Consider the following 20,373-nt stretch of genomic DNA (forward strand, 5'->3'; position numbering starts at 1 on the left):
TCAGCACTTCTCCCACGGGGTCCAGTCACCGAGGTACGCCTCACGGGTGGCCGACTCGGCCTGCCCGTCCGTGAGTTGGGGCCGGTTCTCCGGGACGGAGACGGCGGCGCCCGGTCCGGTGTTCCGGTACTCGGCGAACCGCTGGTCCTGCCAGGGGAAGCCCGACGACATGTTGGTGTACGGGGCGACCGCGTCGATCCCGGCACCGAGACGGGTCTCGCGCACGGTGAGCATGGGCCGGGCGGTGGTGTCCGAGCTGGGGACCCAGGGGCGGGCCAGCTTGTAGTAGGCGTCCGGGGCCTCGCTGGTGATCCGGCCGCGGAGCACCAGATAGCCGCGCGGGTTGGCGCCCGCGGTGGAGGGCGCGAAGACGAACCCGTACGGCGCGGACGCCAGGTCGGTCCTGGTCAGGGTGTGGAAGTGACAGCGCTCGTACACGGCCGTGGCCCGCCCGAAGACGAAGTCCACGTCACCCTCGACATAGCAGTCGCGGAAGTACTGCCGGGCGAAGGTGCCGAGCGCCATCGAGTCGGCGTACAGCGTGTCCTGATGCCCCAGGAACCGGCACCGCACGAACGCCGACCGGTCGCCCTGCACCTTGATGGCGACCGCCTGCGTACCGCTGATCCCGGGATGGTCGGCGCGCAGCCAGTCGTTGGCGAAGGTGATGTCCCGCGCGGTGAACCCGTCGCCCTGCACGAGGGTGGTCGCCGACCCGGTGGTGCCGTAGGTGCCACCGCCGGGCTTCGGGGTACCGGCCGCGTTGTCGTACACGACCACGACATCACGGGCGTTCCCCGAGGCGCCGATCCAGGTCATCTCCGTACGGGCGACACCGACGGCGACCGTCTCCCGGTACACGCCAGGCGCGATGACCAGCGTGTATCCGCTCCCGCTCGCGGCGGTCACGGCGGCCTGGACGGTGGTGAAGTCGCCGGAGCCGCCGGCGTCCACGTACAGGGTCTGCTCGCCGAGCCGGGCGGACGGCGATCCGTACCGTCCGAAGACCGACCGGCCATGGGCGGCATGGGCGTACGGCGCGGCCCCGAGAGCGAGCGCGGCCCCGACACTCGCGACGACGAACGACCGTCTGCCCAGGCCTGTTTGACGTTCCGTCATCAGCAGACCTTCCCGGCACCCGCGCGGCCCGCGACGATGCCCGGCACGGCACGCGGTGAGTCGACCTTGGTCCGCAGGGTCGGCGTCCACCCGGCGCCGGACTGGAGGGTCTCCGTGGGGATCTCGGCGTTGTGGACGGCGATGAGGTCCGTCAGCCTGCCGTTGACGTAGTTGTTCTCGGCGGTGAGCGGCGACTCGTTCCACTTCTTCAGGACCTTGCCGACACTGGCGCCGGCCGGGAGCGAGATCGCGTTGTCGCTGGCGTGCAGCTGCGAGGAGATGCCGACACCGAAGATGTAGTAGTCGTCCTTCTGCTCCTCGTTCACCACGTAGTGGTTGTTGTAGACGTCCACCTGACCGAACCGCACGCGCGGGGAGCGCTGGAGGATCCCGTCGAAGCGGTTGTGGTGCATGGTGACCTTGAGCTTGCCGGCGTCGGTGGTGGCGAGGCCGTCGCCATTGCCGATCAGCATGTTCTTGTCGTGGTTCTCGTAGCGGTTCCAGGACACGGTCACGTAGTTGGAGCCGCGCACGATGTCCGTCAGGCCGTCGTGCTGCTGGAAGACCTTGCCGAAGTAGACCGGCCGCTCGCTGTCGGGGTAGCGCCCGTCGGTGAACGTGTTGTGGTCGAGCCACACGTGGTCCGTGCCGTAGACGACCACGGTGTCGTACTCGGAGTTCCAGTTTCCGGTGTTGTTGTCGTCGGTCGGGTCCCACTTGGGGAAGCAGTCGAGCGGGGCCTCGATGGTGAGGTTGCGCATGATGACGTTCGAGACGCCCTTGATCTGGATGCTGCCGCCGAGGATGCCGGAGTTCTTGCCGACGCCGACGATGGTGGTGTTGCTCGGAATGTTGGCCTTGATCTCCGAGTCCTGCTTGGCGGCGGACGCGACCCGCGCGTCCTCCTGCGGACCGCTGGCGACCTCGTCGTTGCCCCAGACGGCCGGGTCGTAGTCCTTGAGGTACTGCTGGAGGTCGTAGCCGCCGGTGACGAAGGCCTCGCAGCCCTGGGAGACGGCGTCGATCATGCCCTTGACCTTGATGATCTTGGGCGCGTTGCCGCCGTCCTTGAGCGCGGCCTTGAACTCCGCCCAGGTGGTGACGGTGTAGGTGTGCTCGGCATCGGCCGCCGAGCCACCGGTGGTACCGCCCTCCGCCGAGCCCCAGCCGTCACCGGCGCCGAGAACCTGCCGAGCGAGGTCACGCTCGGCGGCAGAGGCCACTCCGGTGCCGGTGATCCCGAGCACGAGAGCGGTGCAGCCGACAACAGCAGTGGTGGCATGGGCATGCCAGATACGAGGACGCATGGATGCGGTTCCTTTCAAAGCAAGGGGGAGATTGTTCAGGGGCGCGGGGCGTTGTCGACATGCGGCTCCGCCGCGTGGGCGCGACGGGCTACTACGCCTCGGGCCAGGTGATCCAGGAGTCGGGGATCTCTTCGTCCAGACGACGGACATCCCGCGGCGAAAGCACGCGCCTGAGCAACAACTCACCCACGACGAGCCGTGCCACGGCGATCGCCCCCGGCGGATTGAAGTGCGTGTTGTCCTGCTCGGTCTCGGTCCAGTTGAAGTACTTCTTGGTCTCCTCGACCCCGAGCTTCTGCCAGAGGGCGATCGACAGGGCCTGGACGTCGAGAAGAGCGACGTGCTCCTTCTCGGCGAGCGCTCGCATGGACGCCGGGTAGTCACCGTGAGTCGGCTGCGCCACCCCGTCCGCGGCGAACTTCCTGCGCTCGACGGACGTCGCGAGAACCGGCCGGGCCCCATGGGCCCGAGCGCCGTCGATGTACTGGCGCAGACAGTCCTGGTAGGTCGTCCACGGCTCGGTGTACCGCGTCGGGTCGGCGACCTTGGAGTCGTTGTGCCCGAACTGGATGACGAGGAAGTCCCCGGGCCGAATGGCTTCGAGAATGACGTCGAGGCGCCCCTCGTCGATGAAGCTCTTCGAACTGCGGCCGTTCACGGCGTGGTTGGAGACCTTCAGCCCCGACCGGAGGAAGAACGGAAGCGCCATGCCCCACCCCGTCTCGGGAGCGGCGGCGGCGTACTTCTGCGCGGCGGTGGAATCACCGGCGATATGGATCGTGCGCTCCCGACGGGCGCTGCCGGGCGAAACCGCGGCGGACGCGGGCCCCGTGGCGGCGACGGCGAGCGGAACAGCGGCGAGCGCCGCGCTGGTGACCTGTCTACGGGTGAGTGACACGTGCGGGTGCCTTTCTCAACAGGCTGAGAGGAAAAGAGGGAGGTGGTGTGGTGCCTTTCAAGTGGGGGGTGGCACCCCCGCGCCCCTGCGTTTCGCTGGTGAGGGGCGCGGGGCCGTGACATGTGCGGCTCCGCCGCGTGGGCGTGTCCAGCCGAAGCCGGACCCGCGGCGTCAAACGGGCCGTACGGGAACTAGCCCTTCTGCTCGTTCCACTCGGCCTGGGCCTTGTTCAGCTGATCGGCCAGCGAGTCCAGGAATTCCTTCGCACTCGTCTGCCCGTCCATCACCTTCTGGAAGGCCGGCTCGTTGTCGGTCTTCGAGATCGTGTTCCAGTCCGGCAGGTAGTACGGCAACTGCACGATCGTCGTCGACCCGTCGGTCAACGCGGCGGCGGCCAGCTTCGTCGGCTCGGCCTCGGAGATCCAGCTGTCCTTCGCGGCGTCGTTGTTCGCCGGCACCTGCCCCGCCGACTTGTTGAACTTGGAGTTCTCCTCGTGCGAGACGGCGAACTCGATGAACTTCCAGGCCGCTTCCTTGTTCTTCGAGCTCTTGAACAGCCCGAGCCCGTCGACGGGGTTGGAGACCTGGACCCGCTTGCCGCCGGGCCCCGTCGGCTGCGGAATGCCGCGGAACTTGTCGACGCCGAACGCCTTCACGTGGTCCTGGTACGACCCCAGGTTGTGGTTGAGCATGCCGATGGTGCCGGAGTCCCACTGGGCGACCATCTTGGTGAAGTCGTTGTTGAGGTCGGCGGCGGGGGTGACCTTCTTGTAGAGGCCGACGTACTTCTCCAGGGCCTCCACGTTCTTCGGGTCGTTGACGGTGGTCTTCTCACCGCCGGCGTCCCAGAACGAGGTGATGCCCGACTGTCCGTACATCGCGTCCAGCGCCTGGGCGATGGAGCCGGCACCACCGCGGATGGTGTAGCCGAACTTGTTCTTGTCCTTGTCGGTGAGCTTCTCGGCGGCCGTGTAGAACTTGTCCCAGTCGGTCGGCTCCTCCAGGCCCGCCGCCTTGAACAGGTCGGTGCGGTAGTAGAGGACGCCGTTGTTGGCGGAGGTGGGGATCGAGTAGAGGGCGTCGCCGCCGCCGGCGGACTTCAGCGACTCGACCATCGCCTCGTTGAGCTTGCCGTTGAGAGAGGACCCCGAGAGCCGGTCGTCCAGCGGCTCCAGCGTGTTCTGCGCGGCGAACCCGGCGGCCATGGCCGCGCCGACACCGCCGACGTCCGGGAGGCCGCCGCCCTGGATGGCGGTGTCGACCTTGGACTGGTACTCGGTGGAGGCGATCCCGACGTACTCGACGTCGATGTCCGGGTTGGCCTTCTCGAAGTCGGCGATGATCTCCTTCCAGATGTCGGTGCGGACACCGCCGTTGTTGTCCCAGAAGAGGACCTTGCCCTTGCCGCTGCCCTCGGAGCCCTTGTCGCCGCCCGCGCCACTGCCGTCGTCACCGCAGGCGGTGGCGGTCAGCGCGAGTACGGATCCCAGGGCGATGGCCGCGGCGGCGCGCCTGCTTCTGCGATTGCTGATCTTCATTGAACGGCTCTCTTCTGCTGGATACGAGGGTTATGAAGTTGTGGGGGGGAGCTGTTCTGTCGCGGGCCGGACTCAGCGGCCGTTGCCGGCGGGTGCGCGATGCGGCGCCCAACCGTCCGTCCCCGCGAGGTACTTGGCGACCGTGTACGCCGAAGCGTCCGCGTCCGCCAACTGCGGCCGGTCGGCCGTGACACCGGCCCCCGGCCCGTACGTCCGGTACTCCGTGAACCGGGCGTCCTTCCACGAGAAGCCGCTCATGTCCGTCCACGGCGACGACTTGACCGCGGCGGGCAGCTCGGTGTCCCGGAACAGCACCTGGGCGATGGCGTTCGGCTCGCCGCCCGGGTGCCAGGGCCGTCCCAGGTGGTAGGTCCCGGGCGGCGCGTCACTGACGACCTTCGACTTGGTGATCAGGAAGCCGTACGGATTGTCCTTCCAGGTCGAAGCGGCCGTGATGTAGCCGTTGTTGGTGTCCGAGCCCCGGCTGAGCGCCTTGATCAGGGAGCGCTCGATGACCGTGGTGGCGCGGCCGTAGATGAAGTCGACATCGCCCTCGATGTACGAGTCGCGGATGTAGACCCGGCTGACGACGTCGAGCTTGGGGCTGTCGGTCATCAACGTGTCCTGGTTGCCCAGGAAGGCCGTGTTCTCGAAGACGATCCGGTCGCCGGTCGTCTTCACCGCCAGCGCCTGCTCGCCGTTCAGCTCGTGCGCGGCTTCGTCGAAGTCGTTGCTGAAGGTGAGATTGCGGGCGGTCACGTCACCGGCGAGGATCCGCACGGTGGCGCTGCCGTTGGAGCCGCCGTACGCGGCGGGCGTGTCGTAGACGATGACGGTGTCCGAGCGATCTTGTCCAGTCCCCTGCAGCACCAAGTTCGGCTTGGTCGCGGGGATGAGGACCTTCGCGCGGTAGGTGCCGGGGGCGATGCGGATGGTGACCGTGCCGTCGTTGCCGGCGGGCACGGCGTCGACGGCGGCCTGCACGGTCGGGTAGTCACCGGGGACGTTCAGCACCGTGTTCGTGCCGATCCGCCGCTGCGGCCCGGAGAAGCGCGTGACCAGCGCGGGTACGGCGGCCGCCGGGTCGAGGCGGTAGTCGTAGAAGTCCTTCGGGTCGAAGGCCGTGCCCCACTCGTCCCGCCGTCCGCCGACGTTCTTCAGGATCGACCCGCGCTGCACCAACTCGGCGGTGGCGTCGGCCTGGTAGGGATGCTGGACCCCGTCGTAGTAGCTGTTCTCGATGACCATCCTGGTCTTGCCGCGCGACCAGTTTCCGTATGTCCACACGGGGTCGCCGTCGGCCACCTGTGCCGACAGGTAGTTGTTGTAGAGGTGCGCGTAGGCGCAGTTGTCGGCGGACGGGTTGCGCTGTTTGGTGCCGGTGAACCAGTTGTGGTCGATGGTGATCTCGGTCTGGACGTTGGTCGTCCAGCCGATGCCCAGGGCCTTGTTGTGGTTCTTGAACTGGTTGTGGGAGACGGTGATGTACCGGCTGTCCTTGCGGATGTCGAGCAGCCCGTCGCCCATGTGCTCGAAGCGGTTGTGGTCGATCCAGACGTGGTCGACGGTGTCCATCTGGATCGCGTCGAAGTCGGTCGTCTTGCCGTCCCAGTCGCCCTCGACGTAGGAGTCCCGGATCGTCAGATTGCGGATGATGACGTTGCTGGTACCGGGGTTGAGATGCAGCTCGCCGTGGACGATCTCACCGGTGTCGCCGACGCCGACGATGGTCTTGTTCGAGGTCACGACGATGTCCGAGCCGAAGGGCGCCACGTCGATCGCCCCGGCGACCCGGATGACGTACGGCTCCTCGGCGGACGCGTACCTGGCGAGCGAGGCCTGGTCGGTGACCGTGACCACCTTCCCGCCCGCGCCACCGGTGGTGCCCCCGTCGAGGGAGGCGAAGCCATGGGGTGTGTCGCTCCAGCCACCGGGCGATCCCACGGTCCTCACCGCACCGGCGGTCTCCGGTGCCGCGTCGGCCGGAGCGATGGCTCCGAGCCCCAGCGAGGCCACCAGGGCGGCGACCGTGGCCAGGGCGAGGCCCGGTCTGGACCCCGGCTGTTCCGGCAAGCGCTTGCTACGGAGGTGCGTCATTGCGGCTCCCAACAGGCGTACGGGTGACGTGTGTCGAGCTATGAGCGGGTGATCCGGAAGTGCGTGAACGTGGCCGCCCCGGCGTGTCCCCCGCCGGTGGGCGCGACCGCGAAGAGGCCGAGCAGGGCGCCGACCCAGCGCCAGGGGGTGGCGGCGAAGACCGGCCCGGACGGGATCCAGCCCTCTCCCGTGTCGTAGGAGAAGTGGCAGCGGGCCCCGGCCCCGGTCTCGATGCGCAGCCGGGCCCGTCCCTCGGGTGCCGGGCGGGGGTGGTCGGCGTCCCTCTCGCGCTCGGCGACCGTCTCGGCGAACCGGTGGACGAGGTGCACGTCCCCGTCGGCGCCCCGCTGGAGCCCGATCCAGCGATACGCGTCGCCGAGCACGGCGAGCCCGGCCCGCGCTCCCGGCTCCTCGCTGTCGAGCCGTAACCCGACCTCGATGACGGCCGGGATCCCCGGCAGCCGCTGTGTGAGCACGTTCGCCAGTTTGCGCAGGTCGTGCGCGTGCGTGGAGCGCACGCACGTCAGCCGCAGCCCGTCGCCGGAGTGCTGGGTGGCCCAGCCGTCCTGCGGGTTCGCGGTCCATTGCCACTGGCGTCCGAAGCGGCCGCCGGGGAAGTCGTCGTCGGTGGCGGGCGCGGCCGGCGGCTGCGGCGGCAGCTCCGGCTTGCGGTGTACGGCGACGGGGGCGCCCTCGTCACCCAGCACGGGCCAGCCTTCCGCGCCCCAGCGCATCGGCTGGAGATGGACGACCCTGCCGTACGCGCCACGCTGCTGGAAGTGCAGGAACCAGTCCTCGCCGGCCGCCGTGCGCACCCAGCCGCCCTGGTGCGGCCCGTTGACGTCGGTGTCCTTCTGCTCCAGGGCGATCCGCTCCTCGTACGGGCCGAAGAACGCGCGGGAGCGGAAGACGCCCTGCCAGCCGGTCTCCACTCCCCCGGCGGGGGCGAAGATCCAGTACCAGCCGTCGTGGCGGTAGAGCTTGGGCCCTTCCAGGGTGAACCAGCCGGGGAGCCGGTCCCCGTCGACGATGACCTTGCCCTCGTCGAGCAGTCCGGTGCCGTCGGGCCGCATACGGTGCCCGGTGAGCCGGTTCTTGATCCCGGAGCGGGACTTGGCCCAGCCGTGCACGAGGTACGCCTCGCCGCTCTCCTCGTCCCACAGCGGGCAGGGGTCGATGAGTCCCTTGCCCTCCTTGACCAGGTGCGGTCGGGTCCAAGGGCCCCTGATTCCGGGGGCGTTGACCTGGTAGATGCCGTGGTCGGGGTCGCCCCAGAAGATCCAGAACCGGTCGTCGAAGTGCCGCAGCGAAGGAGCCCACACGCCGCAGTCGTGGCGCGGGACCTTGAACTCGGCCGCCGGTTCGAGGAGTTGGAGCGCGTGGCCGACGAGCGTCCAGTTGACCAGGTCCCGGGAGTGGAGCAGGGGAAGGCCCGGGGCCCGGCCGAAGCTGGAGGCCGTCATATAGAAGTCGTCGGCCACGCGCAGGACATCGGGGTCGGACCAGTCGGCGTCGAGGATCGGGTTGCGGTAGGTGCCGTCACCCTGGTCGGCGGAGAAGGCGGGCGCGGCGGCGGTGCCGGCGAAGACACTGTCGGAGGGAGCGGCGGCGGACGCGCCGGATATCGCGGTCACGGGCTCACCGCCTTGCGGACGAGGGCCGCCGCCTCGCCCCGGTCGAGGGTGCCGTCGGCGACGACGGTGACGACCCGGCGTACGACCGTCTCCCCCGGCTCGATCGGGACGCGCTCGGTGTGGGCGAGGGAGGAGCCGACGCCCGGGTACTCGTCGGCGCGGACGAACCACGGGTCGCGGCGGGTGGTGTCGGTGGCCCCCGCGAAGACGAGCGTCCAGTCGCTGCCCGCCAGGCCGAGCCAGCCGGCGCGCCTGCCGTGAACCGCTGCCTCGCCCTCCGCCTCGGCGGTGAAGACGCGGGGCGCCGTGGCCTCCTTGCGGGCCCGCCAGAAGAAGCCGCCGTACGCGGCGCCGGGGCGGCCGTTGGTGGCGGGGCTGCCGATCGACACCGGCTGACCGGTGGTGTTGGTGAGCGAGAAGGTGAAGTCCAACGCCCAGGCGGTGTCGGTGAGTTCGGTGGCCGCGACCGTACGGCGTTCGCGCAGCAGCTCGGTGCCGGACGCCACCCAGCGCAGTTCCTCGACGAAGCCGTCGGGGTCGCGCAGCTGGAAGGCGATGTGGCGCTGGGAGCCGTGGTTGTCGAGCTCGGTCGGGCCCTGGTCGCGGACGTAGGTCCGTCCGCCCCAGAAGTTGTGCCCCTCGACGTCGGGAACGGCGACACCGACGCCGAGGTGGTGGAGGTGGTCGGCGGGGCTCAGCTCGGTGACCGCCGTACCGGACAGGGTGGTGACGGGATGCAGACAGGGGCGCGGGGAGAGCCGGCCCGGCAGTTCGGGCCGGGTGAGGTAACGGCCCACCGGACGGCCCGCCACCCGCAGGATCAGGGATTCGTCGGTCGTCATCATGTGCTCACCTCTTTCGCCGGCGCTTCGGGGAGCGCCCAGGAAGCGCCGAGTTCGGAGTAGAGGGCGAGGGTGTCGGCGGCGGCCGCGACGAGGCCGTCGATGCCGTCGACGACCCGGCGGTCCTCGTCGGGCAGCTTGTGCCAGGCGTCGGCCGGGAGCGCGATCGGGTCGGGGGCGACGCGGATCGCCTCGACGACCTTCATGAACGCGCCGGTCGTGTCCGGCGGGACCAGCAGGTCGGTGCCGTCGGTCAGGTGGTCGACGAGGTTCTCCAGCAGGTCCGTGCGGCCGTACTCGATCTCCTCCGGGCCGTGTCCGGCCCGCTGGACGAGCACGCGGTCCTGCTTGTACCAGAAGGTGATCCGGCCGCTGGTGCCGTGCACGACGTTGTACGGGTCGTCCGGTTCCTCGGCGCACAGCGTGGCGGCGACGGTGATCCGGCCGCCGTCGGCGGTGGTGACCCGCACGCACGAGGTGTCGTCGGACTCGATGTCGTTGGCGCGCAGCAGCTCGGTCTCGATGGCGGTGACGTCCTCGGCACGCTGGGCGCCGCCGAGCGCGAGCCCGGTGGCGACGGCGTGCGCGAGGGGGTTGGTGAGCGCCCCGTCGATCACGTCGACGCCGTTCAGGCGCCGCTTCCCGGCCCAGGGCGCCCGCCGGTAGTACGCCTCGGCGCGGGCCCAGGCACCGGCGCCGCCGATACCGACGACCTCGCCGATCATGCCGTCCGCGACCATCCTCCGGATCGCGGGCACGGCGTGCGAGCCCAGCGACTGGAAGCCGATCTGGCAGACCACACCGGCCGCCGCCACCCCGTCCGCCATCCGGCGGAACTCGGCGTACGACGGGGCCGGCGGCTTCTCCAGCAGGACGTGGACGCCCCGCTCGGCCGCCGTCAGGGCCAGGTCGGTGTGGGTGGGAATGGGCGTGCAGATCACGGCGATGGCGGCGCCCGTCGAGTCGAGGAGCGCGCCGAAGTCGGCGGACTGCTCGGGCGTGCCGAGACCGTCCGGCATCTCGTCCGCGCCCAGCGGGGTCAGTTCGCAGATCCCGGCGAGCCGGACGATCCCCTTGTCCGCCAGGTGGCGGATGTTCTCCAGGTGCCAGCGGCCGTGACCGCGGGCGCCCGCGAGGACGAGCGGAAGCGGGGTCTCGTGGACGGTGCTCTTCGGGTTCATCGGATCCTCCCCGCGCCCGCGCCGCGTGCCACCTCTCGGTCGGCCTTCCCGGCGCTGTCGATCTTCTGGTGCAGGGTGGGCGTCCAGCCCACGTCGGCCGTGAGATCACGCTCGCTGCCGGAGTTGTAGGCGTTGTGGATGGCCAGGAGATCCACCGGATAGCCGTTGAAGAGGGTGCCCGTCTGGTGCAGGGCGGTGCCGTTCCAGCTCTTCACCAGGTCGGCGACCTCGACATGGCCCGGCGTGGTGAACGCGTTGTTCTCGGCGTACACGGCGGACTCGGTGGAGACGCCGAGCGAGTAGCGGTAGCCGTGGGCGTCGGCCGGGACGACGTATCGGTTGTTGTAGAGGTGCACCTGCCCGAAGCGGACGCGCGGCGCGCGCTGCACGACGTTCTCGAACTGGTTGTGGTGCAGGGTCACCCGGAGCCTGCCCCGGTCACCGGTGGCCGTGTCCCCGTTGCCGATGAGGATGCCCTTGTCGTGGTCGACGAAGCGGCTCCACGAGACGGTGACCAGGTCGGAGGCGTTGGTGATGTCGAGCAGGCCGTCGTGGCGGAGGTAGTTGCGGCCGAAGTGGGTCGGCTCGTCCTCGTCGGGGTGCCCCTTGTCGGAGACGGTGACGTGGTCGATCCAGACGTGGCTGGAGCCGCGCACCCAGATGTTGTCGTACGCCGTCTTCCAGTCGCCGAGGCCCCCGGTGTTGGGCTGCCAGACGGGGAAACAGTCGTAGGCGTCGCGGAGTTCGAGGTTGCGGATGATCACATTGTCCGCACCCTTGAGCTGGAGGCTGGCCCCCTTGAGGACCGCTGTGTTCTTGGGGTCACCGAGTCCGACGATGGTGGTGTTGGAGCCGACGGCCAGTTCGATCCGCTCGGCCTGCCTGGCCGCCGACGCCTGCCGGGCCTCCTCCTGGGGGCCGCCGGGCCTGGCGGAGCCCCAGGTGCGCGGGTCGTACGCGGCCAGGTACTTCTCCAGGTCGTAGCCGTCGGTCGCGTAGTCGGCGCAGTCGAGCTTCTCGCCGTCGTCGCCGGTGTTGGCGTCGATGGTCCCCGCGATCCGGATGATCTTCGGGATGGCGCTGCCGCCGTCGAGCGCGCGGACCAGTTCGCTCCGGGTGCGTACGGTGAAGACCTGGGCGTCGTCGGCGGTGGAACCCCCCGTGGTACCACCGTCGGCCGCCGCCCAGCCGTCGTCCGCCGCGAGCGTGTCCCGGCTGATGTCCCGGGACTCGGCCCCGGCCGGGGTGGTGAGCGCGAGGCCCGCCACCCCTGCGAGGGCGACCAGTTGAACACCTCTCCTCCACGGGGTCATGGGGCTCATCCCTTCACCGCCCCGGCGCTGAAGCCCGTGATGAGCCACTTCTGGATGAAGGCGAAGACGATGACCACCGGTACGGCGGCGATGATGCCGCCGGCCGCCAGCGCGCCCAGGTCGACGCTGTCCGCGCTGAGCAGGGTGTTGAGGCCGACCGGGATGGTCTGCTTCTCCTGGTTGCTGAGGAACATCAGGGCGAACAGGAAGTGGTTCCAGGAGTGCACGAAGGCGAAGGAACCGACCGCGATCAGGCCCGGCCGCAGCAGCGGCAGCACGACCACCCGGAACGCGGTGAAGCGGTTGCAGCCGTCCACCCAGGCCGCTTCCTCCAGCGAGTACGGCACGTTCTTGATGAAGTTGCTGATCAGGATGATCGACAGCGGTAGCTGGAAGACCGTCTCGGCGAGGATGACGCTGCCGAGCGAGTTGATCATCTGCAGCTCGGCGAAGATCTGGAACAGCGGGACGAGAAGCAGTGCGCCCGGTACGAACTGGGAGCACAGCAGCGCCAGCATGAACGCGTTCTTGATCTTGAAGTCGAAGCGCGCGAGGGCGTAGCCGCCGGCCAGGGCGACGAGCGTGGTCATCAGCAGGGTGGCGACACCGACCAGGACGCTGTTCTGGAAGTAGGTGCCGAAGCTCCGCTCGTTCCACACCTTCTCGAAGTGCTCGAACGTGATCGGCCACGGCACGAGCGAGGTCGAGCCGGGCTTGCGCAGCGCGAAGAGCAGGATCCAGTAGAAGGGGACGAGGGTGAAGACGAGGTAGATCGAGAGCGGCAGATAGATCTGCCAGCGCGGCACCTCGTCCCAGGCGCGGCGGACCTTGCCCGGTCGCTGCGGGGGCTCCTCGGCCGCGGGCGCGGTCCGCATCGGAGCGACCTTCTCGGCGTCCTTGGTGATCACTTGGACTCGCCTCCGAACTTGCTCAGCCGCAGATAGACCATCGAGCAGAAGAGCAGGATCACGAACGCGACCGTGGTCAGGGCGGACGCGTAGCCGAAGTTGTGGGCGTCGACGGAGGTGTTGGCGATGTAGAGCGGGAGGGTTGTCGTCTCTCCCGCCGGTCCGCCACCCGTCAGGGTGTAGAGCAGGTCGACGTTGTTGAACTCCCACACCGCGCGCAGCAGCGTGGAGAGGATGATCGCGTCCTTCAGGTGCGGCAGTGTGATGTGCACGAACTGCCGGACGCGGCTGGCGCCGTCGACCTCGGCGGCCTCGTACAGGTCCTTCGAGATGGACTGGAGGTCGGCGAGGATGAGGATCGCGAAGAAGGGGACACCGCGCCACAGGTCGGCGACGACCGCCGCCGAGAAGACGGTGGAGGTGTCGGAGAGCCAGCTGGTGCCGTACTCACCGACGCCCATGTCCGCGAGGTAACGGGTGATGCCCGTCTGGGAGTTGTAGAGGAGCACCCAGATCGCGGAGGTCAGCACACCGGAGACGGCCCAGGGCGAGAAGACCAGCGCGCGGCCGAGCGCTCGCCCGACGAACGTCTGGTTGACGATGAGCGCGAGAGCGAGCCCGAACAGCAGCTGGAGCGAGACCTCGACGACCACCCACTTCGCGCTGAAGACCAGGGTGTCCCAGAACAGCGGGTCCTCGGTGAAGGCGTGGACGAAGTTGTCGAAGCCGGCGAAGCCGTTCCGCCAGGGCTTGGTGGGGTTGTAGTTCTGCAGGCTGTAGTAGAAGACGCTGATGACCGGGTAGGCGATGAAGCCCAGCATGAGCAGGGCGGCCGGGGCGATCAGCAGGTAGGGCAGCCTGCGCGGGGTCGCGGAGGCACGGCGCCGCCGGGGTGGCGCGGGCGGTTTCGCCACGGCTGCGGCTTGGGCCATGACTGGGGCTCCGTTTCTGGTACGTCGTCGTGCAGGAAGCGCTTTCTCGCTGTGCAGGGGTGTGCTGGATTGCGCGATACGGGGTACCTCGTGCGGTCGTGTGGCGTGTGCGAGTGCGTTCTGGCTGGTCGCGCGGTTCCCCGCGCCCCTTTTGGGGCCCGGGATCGGGTCGTTCAGCCCGCGTACGGGTCCGGTACCTTGCCGGGTCTGGCCAGGAACTCGAAGTCGCAGCCGGTGTCCGCCTGGGTGATCTGGTCGTTGTAGAGCGCGCCGTAGCCGCGCTCGTACCGGGTGGGCGGCGGTGTCCACTCCGCCCGGCGGCGCTCCAACTCCTCGTCGTCCACGTTGAGTCGGAGGAGGCGTTGGTCGACGTCGAGGGTGATCGAATCGCCGGTGCGTACGAGGGCGAGGGGGCCACCGACGTACGACTCGGGCGCGACGTGCAGGGCGCAGGCGCCGTAACTCGTCCCGCTCATCCGGGCGTCGGAGATCCGCACCATGTCCCGTACGCCCTGCTTCAGCAGGTGGTCGGGGATGGGCAGCATCCCGTACTCGGGCATGCCCGGGCCGCCCTTGGGTCCGGCGTTGCGCAGCACGAGCACGCTGTCGGCGGTGATGTCGAGGGACGGGTCGTTGATGGTCCGCTGCATGGTCCGGTAGTCGTCGAAGACGACCGCGGGCCCGGTGTGCTTCAGCAGGTGCGGCTCGGCCGAGATGTGCTTGATGACCGCGCCGTCCGGGCAGAGGTTGCCGCGCAGGACGGCGACTCCGCCCTCGGTGGCGACCGGGTTGTCGCGGGTCCGGATCACGTCGTCGTTGTGGACGAGCGCGCCGTCGAGCTGCTCGCGCATCGTGTCGTGCGAGACGGTCGGCCGGTCCAGGTGGAGCAGGTCGGTGATCCGGGACAGGAACCCCGGGAGGCCGCCCGCGAAGTGGAAGTCCTCCATCAGGTATGTCCGGCCGCCGGGCCGGACGTTGGCCAGCACCGGGACCGTACGGGCGATGCGGTCGAAGTCGTCGAGGGTGAGCTTGACGCCCGCCCGGCCGGCCATGGCGATGAGGTGGATGACCGCGTTGGTGGAGCCGCCGAGTCCGAGGACGGTGGTGACGGCGTCCTCGAAGGCCTCGGCGGTCAGGATGTCGCTCAACTTCCGGTCCTTGTGGACCAGTTCGACGATCCTGAGCCCGGCGGCGGCGGCCATGCGGTCGTGCCCGGAGTCGACGGCCGGGATGCTGGACGCGCCCGGGACCGTGACTCCCAGCGCCTCGGCGGCGGCGGTGAGCGTGGACGCCGTACCCATCGTCATGCAGTGACCGGGCGAACGGGCGAGGCCGGACTCCAGCTCGGTCATCTCGCAGTCGCCGATGAGCCCGGCGCGCTTGTCGTCCCAGTACTTCCACATGTCGGTGCCGGAGCCGAGGACCTCGTTGCGCCAGTGGCCCGGCAGCATCGGCCCGGCGGGCACGAACACGGCCGGCAGGTCGACGCTGGCCGCCCCCATGAGAAGCGCGGGCGTGGACTTGTCGCAGCCGCCCATCAGCACGGCCCCGTCGACCGGGTACGAGCGCAGCAGCTCCTCGGTCTCCATCGCGAGCATGTTGCGGTAGAGCATCGGGGTCGGCTTCTGGAAGGTCTCGCTGAGCGTCGACACCGGGAACTCCAGCGGGAAACCGCCGGCCTGCCACACGCCCCGCTTGACCGCCTGCGCGCGATCACGGAGGTGCACATGACAGGGGTTGATGTCCGACCAGGTGTTGAGGATCGCGATGACCGGCTTGCCGAGGTGCTCCTCGGGGAGATAGCCGAGCTGCCGGGTGCGGGCGCGGTGGCTGAAGGAGCGAAGGCCGTCGGTGCCGTACCACTGGTGGCTTCTGAGTTCTTCCGGCTTCTTCACATCGACCACCCGGCGGCTATGGCGGCGACCTCGGCGCGCTCGTCCTCGGGCAGCTGCTTGCTGGGGGCCCGGACGTCGCGGCGGCAGAGGCCGAGGGAGGCGAGGGCCTCCTTGACGACGGTCACGTTGTTGGCGGAGCCGTTGGCGGCGCGCAGCTCCTCGAAGCGGCGGATCTGCTCCCAGACCTTCATGGCGGCCGGGAAGTCACCCGACCGAAGCGCTTCGATCATGTTCAGCGAAACGGCGGGGGCGACGTTCACCAGCCCCGAGGTGAAGCCGGTGGCGCCGGCCGAGAAGTAGGAGGGCGCGTACGGTTCGGCGAGCCCGGCCACCCACACGAAGCGTTCGAGCCCGGCGTCGCGGGCGAAGGCGGCGAAGCGCGCGGCGTCCGGGACGGCGTATTTGACCCCGATCACGTTCGGGCAGGTGTCGGCGAGTTCGGCGAGGCGGGCGCCGGTGAGCTGCGCGTTGCGGATGTAGGGCACGACCCCCAGCTCGGGCACGGCCTCGGCGATCGCCCGGTGGTAGTCGACCCAGCCGCCCTGTGAGACGTACGGGTGGACGGGCTGATGGACCATCACCATCTGGGCCCCGACCTCGCGGGCGTGCCGGGCGGAGGCGATCGCGGTCGGCACGTCGTGCCCGACGCCGACCAGGAGCACGGCCCGGTCGCCGACCTCGTCCATGGTCGACTCCGTGACCAGCCGGCGCTCTTCGGGGGTGAGGGCGTAGAACTCGCCGGTGTTGCCGTTCGGGGTGAGGGTGGTGATCCCGCCGTCGAGCAGCCGACGCAGCAGGGCCCGGTGGGCGCCCTGGTCGACGGTGCCGTCCTCGGCGAACGGAGTCACCGGGATGGCCACCACGTCGGCCAGAGCCGTCCGTTGGGTCTCGAACGTCACGCTGCTCATTGATGACCTTCCTCTTCGAGGACTGCGGAGGCTGTTGGGCTTCGCGGCTTACTGGGCCTCGTGGACTCTGGGGCTTGCTGGGCCGTGCGGGTCGTCGGGGCTCGCGGGCGCCCTAGGTCTGGCGGGTGTTCCCGGCTTCGTCCGCCTCGTGGGCCTCGGGGAAGGCCCGTTCGACGAAGGAGGCGATGTGCGCGTGCAGGGCGGCGGCCGCGCCGTCGGCGTCTCCGTCGAGGGCGAGCCGCAGGATCTCCCGGTGCTCGGCGGCCTCCCGTTCCCAGGAGGGGTCGGCGGCCCAGGCGACGGCCGAGACGAGCGCCGCCTGGTCGCGCACCTCGTCGAGCATCCGGCCGAGCAGCGGATTGCCGCACGGCACATACAGCGCGCGGTGGAACTCCCGGTTGGCCAGCGACCGTTCGGCGGTGTCCGTGGCCTCGTCGGCCCTGGTCAGCGCGGAGCTCGCCGCGTTCCACGAGGTACCGCGGCGCACGGAGCGCCGCAGGGCCTCCGGCTCCAGGAGCAGCCGTACGTCGTAGACCTCGCGCGCCATGTCCGCGTCCACCATGCGTACCGTGACGCCCTTGTACTGGTTCATCACGACGAGACCGGTCCCGGCCAGCGTCTTGAGCGCCTCGCGCACGGGCGTCTTGGAGACCCCGAACTGCGCGGCCAGCTCGGTCTCGACCAGGGCCTGACCCGGCGTCAACTGCCCGGTGAGGATGCGGTGTTTGATCCCCTCCAGCACGAACTGCGTGCGGGACGGGATCGGCGTGGGCACAGAGGTCATGCGCGCCTCTCGGATCTCACGTATGGGATCTCCCATATCGCGTCTCATATATGACGTACGAAGTACGACGCGTTGAAGGTAGGAGGGGCCCCGTGTTTCGTCAATGCTTCTGACAAAAGAATGTGTGGTTGCCGTCACACGATCTTGGTGTCGCCCTCACGCGCGCTCTCGGTGGGACCCCCGAAGACCACGGCGGCCCGCCCGGTCGCCCCCTCCGGCGTCAGCGTGGGACCCACATGTGTGATGAGCAGCCGGCTCGCGCCCTTGGCGTACGTCCCGGCCTCCTCCGGCGTGAGATGCACCCGGGGTTCGCCTTCGCGATGCGTGTCGACGTCCGCCTCGCACAGGAACAGGTCGGCGCTGCCGGCGAGCAGGGACAGCGCCTCGCACGGACCGCTGTCCCCGGAGTAGGCGAACACCCGCCCCTGGCACTCGGCGCGCAGCCCGTACGCCTCCACGTCGTGGACGACGGCGCGGGCGGTGAGGGTGAGGTTCCAGTGCCGGACCGTATGGCCGTCGTACAGGGGCCGGAAGTCGAACACCCCGTCCAGGAACGTGGTGTCCGGCCGCCCGAAGAAGCCCGCCAGGCGCTGTGCGCAGGCGCCCGGCGCGTAGACGGGCAGCGGCGCGGGCAGGGTGAGGCCGCCGTACGCGAACCCGTACATCGCGGCCACCAGATCGGCGCTGTGGTCCGCGTGCAGATGGGAGATCCAGATCGCCGTGAGCCGGGTGGGATCCGTGTGCCGCTGCAACTCGGCGAAGGTCCCGAACCCCGCGTCCACCCATACCTCGGCGCCCCCGCCGCGCAGCAGATAACCGGAGGTGGGCCGGCCCGGACCGGGATGCGGTGAGGCGGTGCCGAGGACGGTGAGGCTCAGGGGCATGCTCGGGAGCGTACGGACGCGGGCGGGGGCGCGCGCCGCGTTTGAGCGTTCTGTCTCGTGGACGCTCCTCCGGCTTGCAGAACCTAGGGCTTTTGGGTCCCTAGGGCTTCCAGAACGGATCACGTCCGCTCAAACCGATCACCCGGTCCAGCAGCGGCGCGTCGTCCGGCACCGGCACCACGGGGTCGAAGATCTCGCCGCGCCCGGGGTCGTCGACCGCCGCGGCGAGGAAGGAGTGCGTCGCCGCGAGAGCCGCCGGATCGGGTTCGTACGCCTGTCCGGTGGCCCGGGCGAGGTCCCAGCCGTGCACGACCAGCTCGTCCACCGCCACGGCACCGGCGACGGCCCCCGGCAGCGACACCCCGCCCGCCCGGGTCTCACCCGTCCAGGCGGCGGGGTCGCGCCAGGCCTCGGCGAGCTCGTCGAGCACCTGAGGCAGCTCCTCGCGCCAGCCCGGCCCGATGTCCGGCACCGCCGCCTGCGGATCGGTGTCCGTCGTGGGACCCAGGTCCTTCCGGCCCGCGTCACGGAAGGCGATGGCGAGACCGAGCAGATGCCCGAGGAGGTTGTGCACGGCGTACTCCGGGCACGCAGTGGAGTCGGAGAGCTGGTCGTCGCGCACGGCCTGGGTGAGGCGGGCGACGACACGGGCCTGGGGGGCGAGGTCGAGGGGGGTCGAGTCGGTCGAGCCGTGGTCGGTCATGCGGTGCTCCCTGGAGGCGTGCCGGAGTTGTGTGTCTCCCTTGTCCGGTAGACCTTCGGCGCCCCGAGAACTCATCGCTCGCCACGCACCCACTCCTCCCGGCGACGATTCCTAGGGCATCCGCCCGATCCGTACGGCGGGGCCTTAGCGCCACGATCACCAGCCATGACATCCACGCCATGGACGACGACGCGCGTCCTCCGGGACCGCGACGCGGGGCCGTACCTGGCCGCAGTGGTGGTCTCGGGCCTCGGTTCGTCGGCGATGTGGCTGGTCGCGGGCGTCTGGGTCAAGGACCTCACCGGCTCGGACGCGCTGGCGGCGCTGTGCACGTTCGCCCTGTGGGCCCCGGTCCTGGCCGGCCCCCTCCTGGGCACCCTCGCGGACCGCCCCGCCCGCCGCGCCCTCCTCATCGCCACCCACCTGGGCCTGGCCGCCCTCCTCCTCACCCTCTTCGCCGTCGACACCCCCGGCGACCTGTGGCTCCTCTACACGGTCCTCCTCGTCTACGGAGCGGCAGGCGTCGTCGCCGACGCGGCCGAGTCGGCCCTCGTCGCCACAGCGGTCGACCCGTCCCTCCTCGGCGACTTCAACGGCCTGCGCATGACGGCCAACGAGAGCATGAAGCTGCTGGCCCCGCTGGCCGGGGCGGGGCTGTACGCGGTGTACGGCGGGGCGGCGGTGGCACTGCTGGACGCGGTGACGTTCGTCGCGGCGGCGGGGATATACGGGTTGGTGCGGGTGCGGGTGCGGGCAGGGAAGACGCAACCCCACTCCCTTGAACGGTCCACCCCGGGCCCACGCGCCCGCACCGCCGAAGGCGCCCGCCGCCTGCTCGCCGACAACCGCCTACGCCCCCTCGTCCTGGCCGGCGCCACGACCATGCTGCTCTCCGGGATCAACGGCGCCCTGATCTACGCGGTGGTCGAGTCCCTGGGCCGCTCCCCCGCCCACACAGGGCTCCTCTACGTCGCCCAGGGCATCGGCTCGATCACCATCGGCCTGGCCACGGGCCCACTCCTGCGCCGCCTCGGCGAACTCCCCTTCGCCGCGTACGGCATCGCCCTGACGGGATCGGCGGTGGCCCTCCGCGCGATCCCGAACGACACCCTCACCCTGGCCTGCAGCGCGGCGATCGGCCTCGGCCTCCCCTGCGTCCTGACCGCCACGCTCACCACGGTCCAGCGCGAAACCCCGCCCGAGCGGCTGGGCCGCACCACCGCCACGGCCCACACCCTGCTGTTCGCCCCGACCGCCGTCGGGATGGCGATCGGCGCGGGACTGGTGGAACTGATCAACCTCCAGGTGCTGTTGGTGGCGGTGGCGGCGGGATTCGTTCTGGCGGCGGCCCGACTGCTGCGCCATCGCTGCCGGTGAACCCTTCGAGCAACTCATGGTTGCGCGTTCCGGAGCGAGGCCCTAGAGTCACA

At 70.0% G+C, this 20,373-nt stretch carries 17 protein-coding genes; 1 reads left to right on the forward strand and 16 read right to left on the reverse strand.

The genetic code is table 11. The features are described from left to right. From JIX55_RS12770 to JIX55_RS12845, 16 genes are all read right to left on the reverse strand, one after another. Positions 1-1,119, reverse strand: coding sequence for a pectinesterase family protein (locus JIX55_RS12770; RefSeq protein ID WP_257563422.1), 1,119 nt, complete (start codon positions 1,117-1,119; stop codon positions 1-3). Continuing rightward, the gene (locus tag JIX55_RS12775) at positions 1,119-2,426 is read right to left on the reverse strand and encodes a pectate lyase family protein (protein WP_257563423.1); all 1,308 of its coding nucleotides are present in this window, start codon (positions 2,424-2,426) and stop codon (positions 1,119-1,121) included. The genes JIX55_RS12770 and JIX55_RS12775 overlap by 1 nt, the downstream gene beginning before the upstream one ends. 91 nt (positions 2,427-2,517) lie before the next feature. After that, positions 2,518-3,324, reverse strand: a complete 807-nt coding sequence (locus JIX55_RS12780) for a rhamnogalacturonan acetylesterase (protein WP_257563424.1) — start codon at positions 3,322-3,324, stop codon at positions 2,518-2,520. Positions 3,325-3,515: 191 nt separating this feature from the next. Next, positions 3,516-4,862, reverse strand: a complete 1,347-nt coding sequence (locus tag JIX55_RS12785) for an ABC transporter substrate-binding protein (RefSeq protein ID WP_257563425.1) — start codon at positions 4,860-4,862, stop codon at positions 3,516-3,518. 72 nt (positions 4,863-4,934) lie between these two features. Beyond that, on the reverse strand, positions 4,935-6,959 hold the full coding sequence (locus JIX55_RS12790; protein WP_257563426.1) for a pectinesterase family protein: 2,025 nt from the start codon (positions 6,957-6,959) through the stop codon (positions 4,935-4,937). Positions 6,960-6,997: 38 nt separating this feature from the next. After that, positions 6,998-8,593, reverse strand: coding sequence for a family 43 glycosylhydrolase (locus JIX55_RS12795; protein WP_443046410.1), 1,596 nt, complete (start codon positions 8,591-8,593; stop codon positions 6,998-7,000). Continuing rightward, positions 8,590-9,435, reverse strand: a complete 846-nt coding sequence (locus JIX55_RS12800) for a PmoA family protein (RefSeq protein WP_257569314.1) — start codon at positions 9,433-9,435, stop codon at positions 8,590-8,592. The genes JIX55_RS12795 and JIX55_RS12800 overlap by 4 nt, the downstream gene beginning before the upstream one ends. Continuing rightward, a complete protein-coding gene (locus JIX55_RS12805) occupies positions 9,435-10,616 on the reverse strand; it encodes a Gfo/Idh/MocA family protein (protein WP_257563427.1) in 1,182 nt (393 codons plus the stop codon). The genes JIX55_RS12800 and JIX55_RS12805 overlap by 1 nt, the downstream gene beginning before the upstream one ends. After that, positions 10,613-11,929, reverse strand: coding sequence for a pectate lyase family protein (locus JIX55_RS12810; RefSeq protein WP_257563428.1), 1,317 nt, complete (start codon positions 11,927-11,929; stop codon positions 10,613-10,615). Before JIX55_RS12810 ends, JIX55_RS12805 begins: the two co-directional genes overlap by 4 nt. A gap of 5 nt (positions 11,930-11,934) precedes the next feature. Continuing rightward, positions 11,935-12,837, reverse strand: a complete 903-nt coding sequence (locus JIX55_RS12815; RefSeq protein WP_257563429.1) for a carbohydrate ABC transporter permease — start codon at positions 12,835-12,837, stop codon at positions 11,935-11,937. Continuing rightward, entirely contained in the window at positions 12,834-13,769 is a 936-nt protein-coding gene (locus JIX55_RS12820) for a carbohydrate ABC transporter permease (RefSeq protein WP_257563430.1), read from the reverse strand. The genes JIX55_RS12815 and JIX55_RS12820 overlap by 4 nt, the downstream gene beginning before the upstream one ends. Positions 13,770-13,942: 173 nt before the next feature. Next, positions 13,943-15,673, reverse strand: coding sequence for an L-arabinonate dehydratase (araD, locus tag JIX55_RS12825; RefSeq protein ID WP_257563431.1), 1,731 nt, complete (start codon positions 15,671-15,673; stop codon positions 13,943-13,945). Next, positions 15,661-16,572, reverse strand: a complete 912-nt coding sequence (locus JIX55_RS12830) for a dihydrodipicolinate synthase family protein (RefSeq protein WP_257563432.1) — start codon at positions 16,570-16,572, stop codon at positions 15,661-15,663. The genes araD and JIX55_RS12830 overlap by 13 nt, the downstream gene beginning before the upstream one ends. Before the next feature lie 112 nt (positions 16,573-16,684). Then, positions 16,685-17,356 carry a GntR family transcriptional regulator gene (locus JIX55_RS12835; RefSeq protein ID WP_257563433.1) on the reverse strand — a complete coding sequence of 224 codons (672 nt, stop codon included), beginning with the start codon at positions 17,354-17,356 and terminating at the stop codon, positions 16,685-16,687. 134 nt (positions 17,357-17,490) lie between these two features. Next, complete coding sequence (locus JIX55_RS12840; RefSeq protein ID WP_257563434.1) at positions 17,491-18,240, reverse strand: MBL fold metallo-hydrolase; 750 nt, start codon at positions 18,238-18,240, stop codon at positions 17,491-17,493. Between the two features lie 100 nt (positions 18,241-18,340). Further along, positions 18,341-18,943 (reverse strand): TIGR03086 family metal-binding protein, encoded by a 603-nt coding sequence (locus JIX55_RS12845; protein WP_257563435.1) that lies wholly within the window; start codon positions 18,941-18,943, stop codon positions 18,341-18,343. A gap of 165 nt (positions 18,944-19,108) precedes the next feature. Here JIX55_RS12845 and JIX55_RS12850 point away from each other — a divergent pair, with 165 nt between their 5' ends. After that, positions 19,109-20,320, forward strand: a complete 1,212-nt coding sequence (locus JIX55_RS12850; RefSeq protein ID WP_257563436.1) for an MFS transporter — start codon at positions 19,109-19,111, stop codon at positions 20,318-20,320. Positions 20,321-20,373 lie beyond the last annotated feature (53 nt).

This window comes from Streptomyces sp. DSM 40750 (assembly GCF_024612035.1).
Taxonomy (GTDB): Bacteria; Actinomycetota; Actinomycetes; order Streptomycetales; family Streptomycetaceae; genus Streptomyces.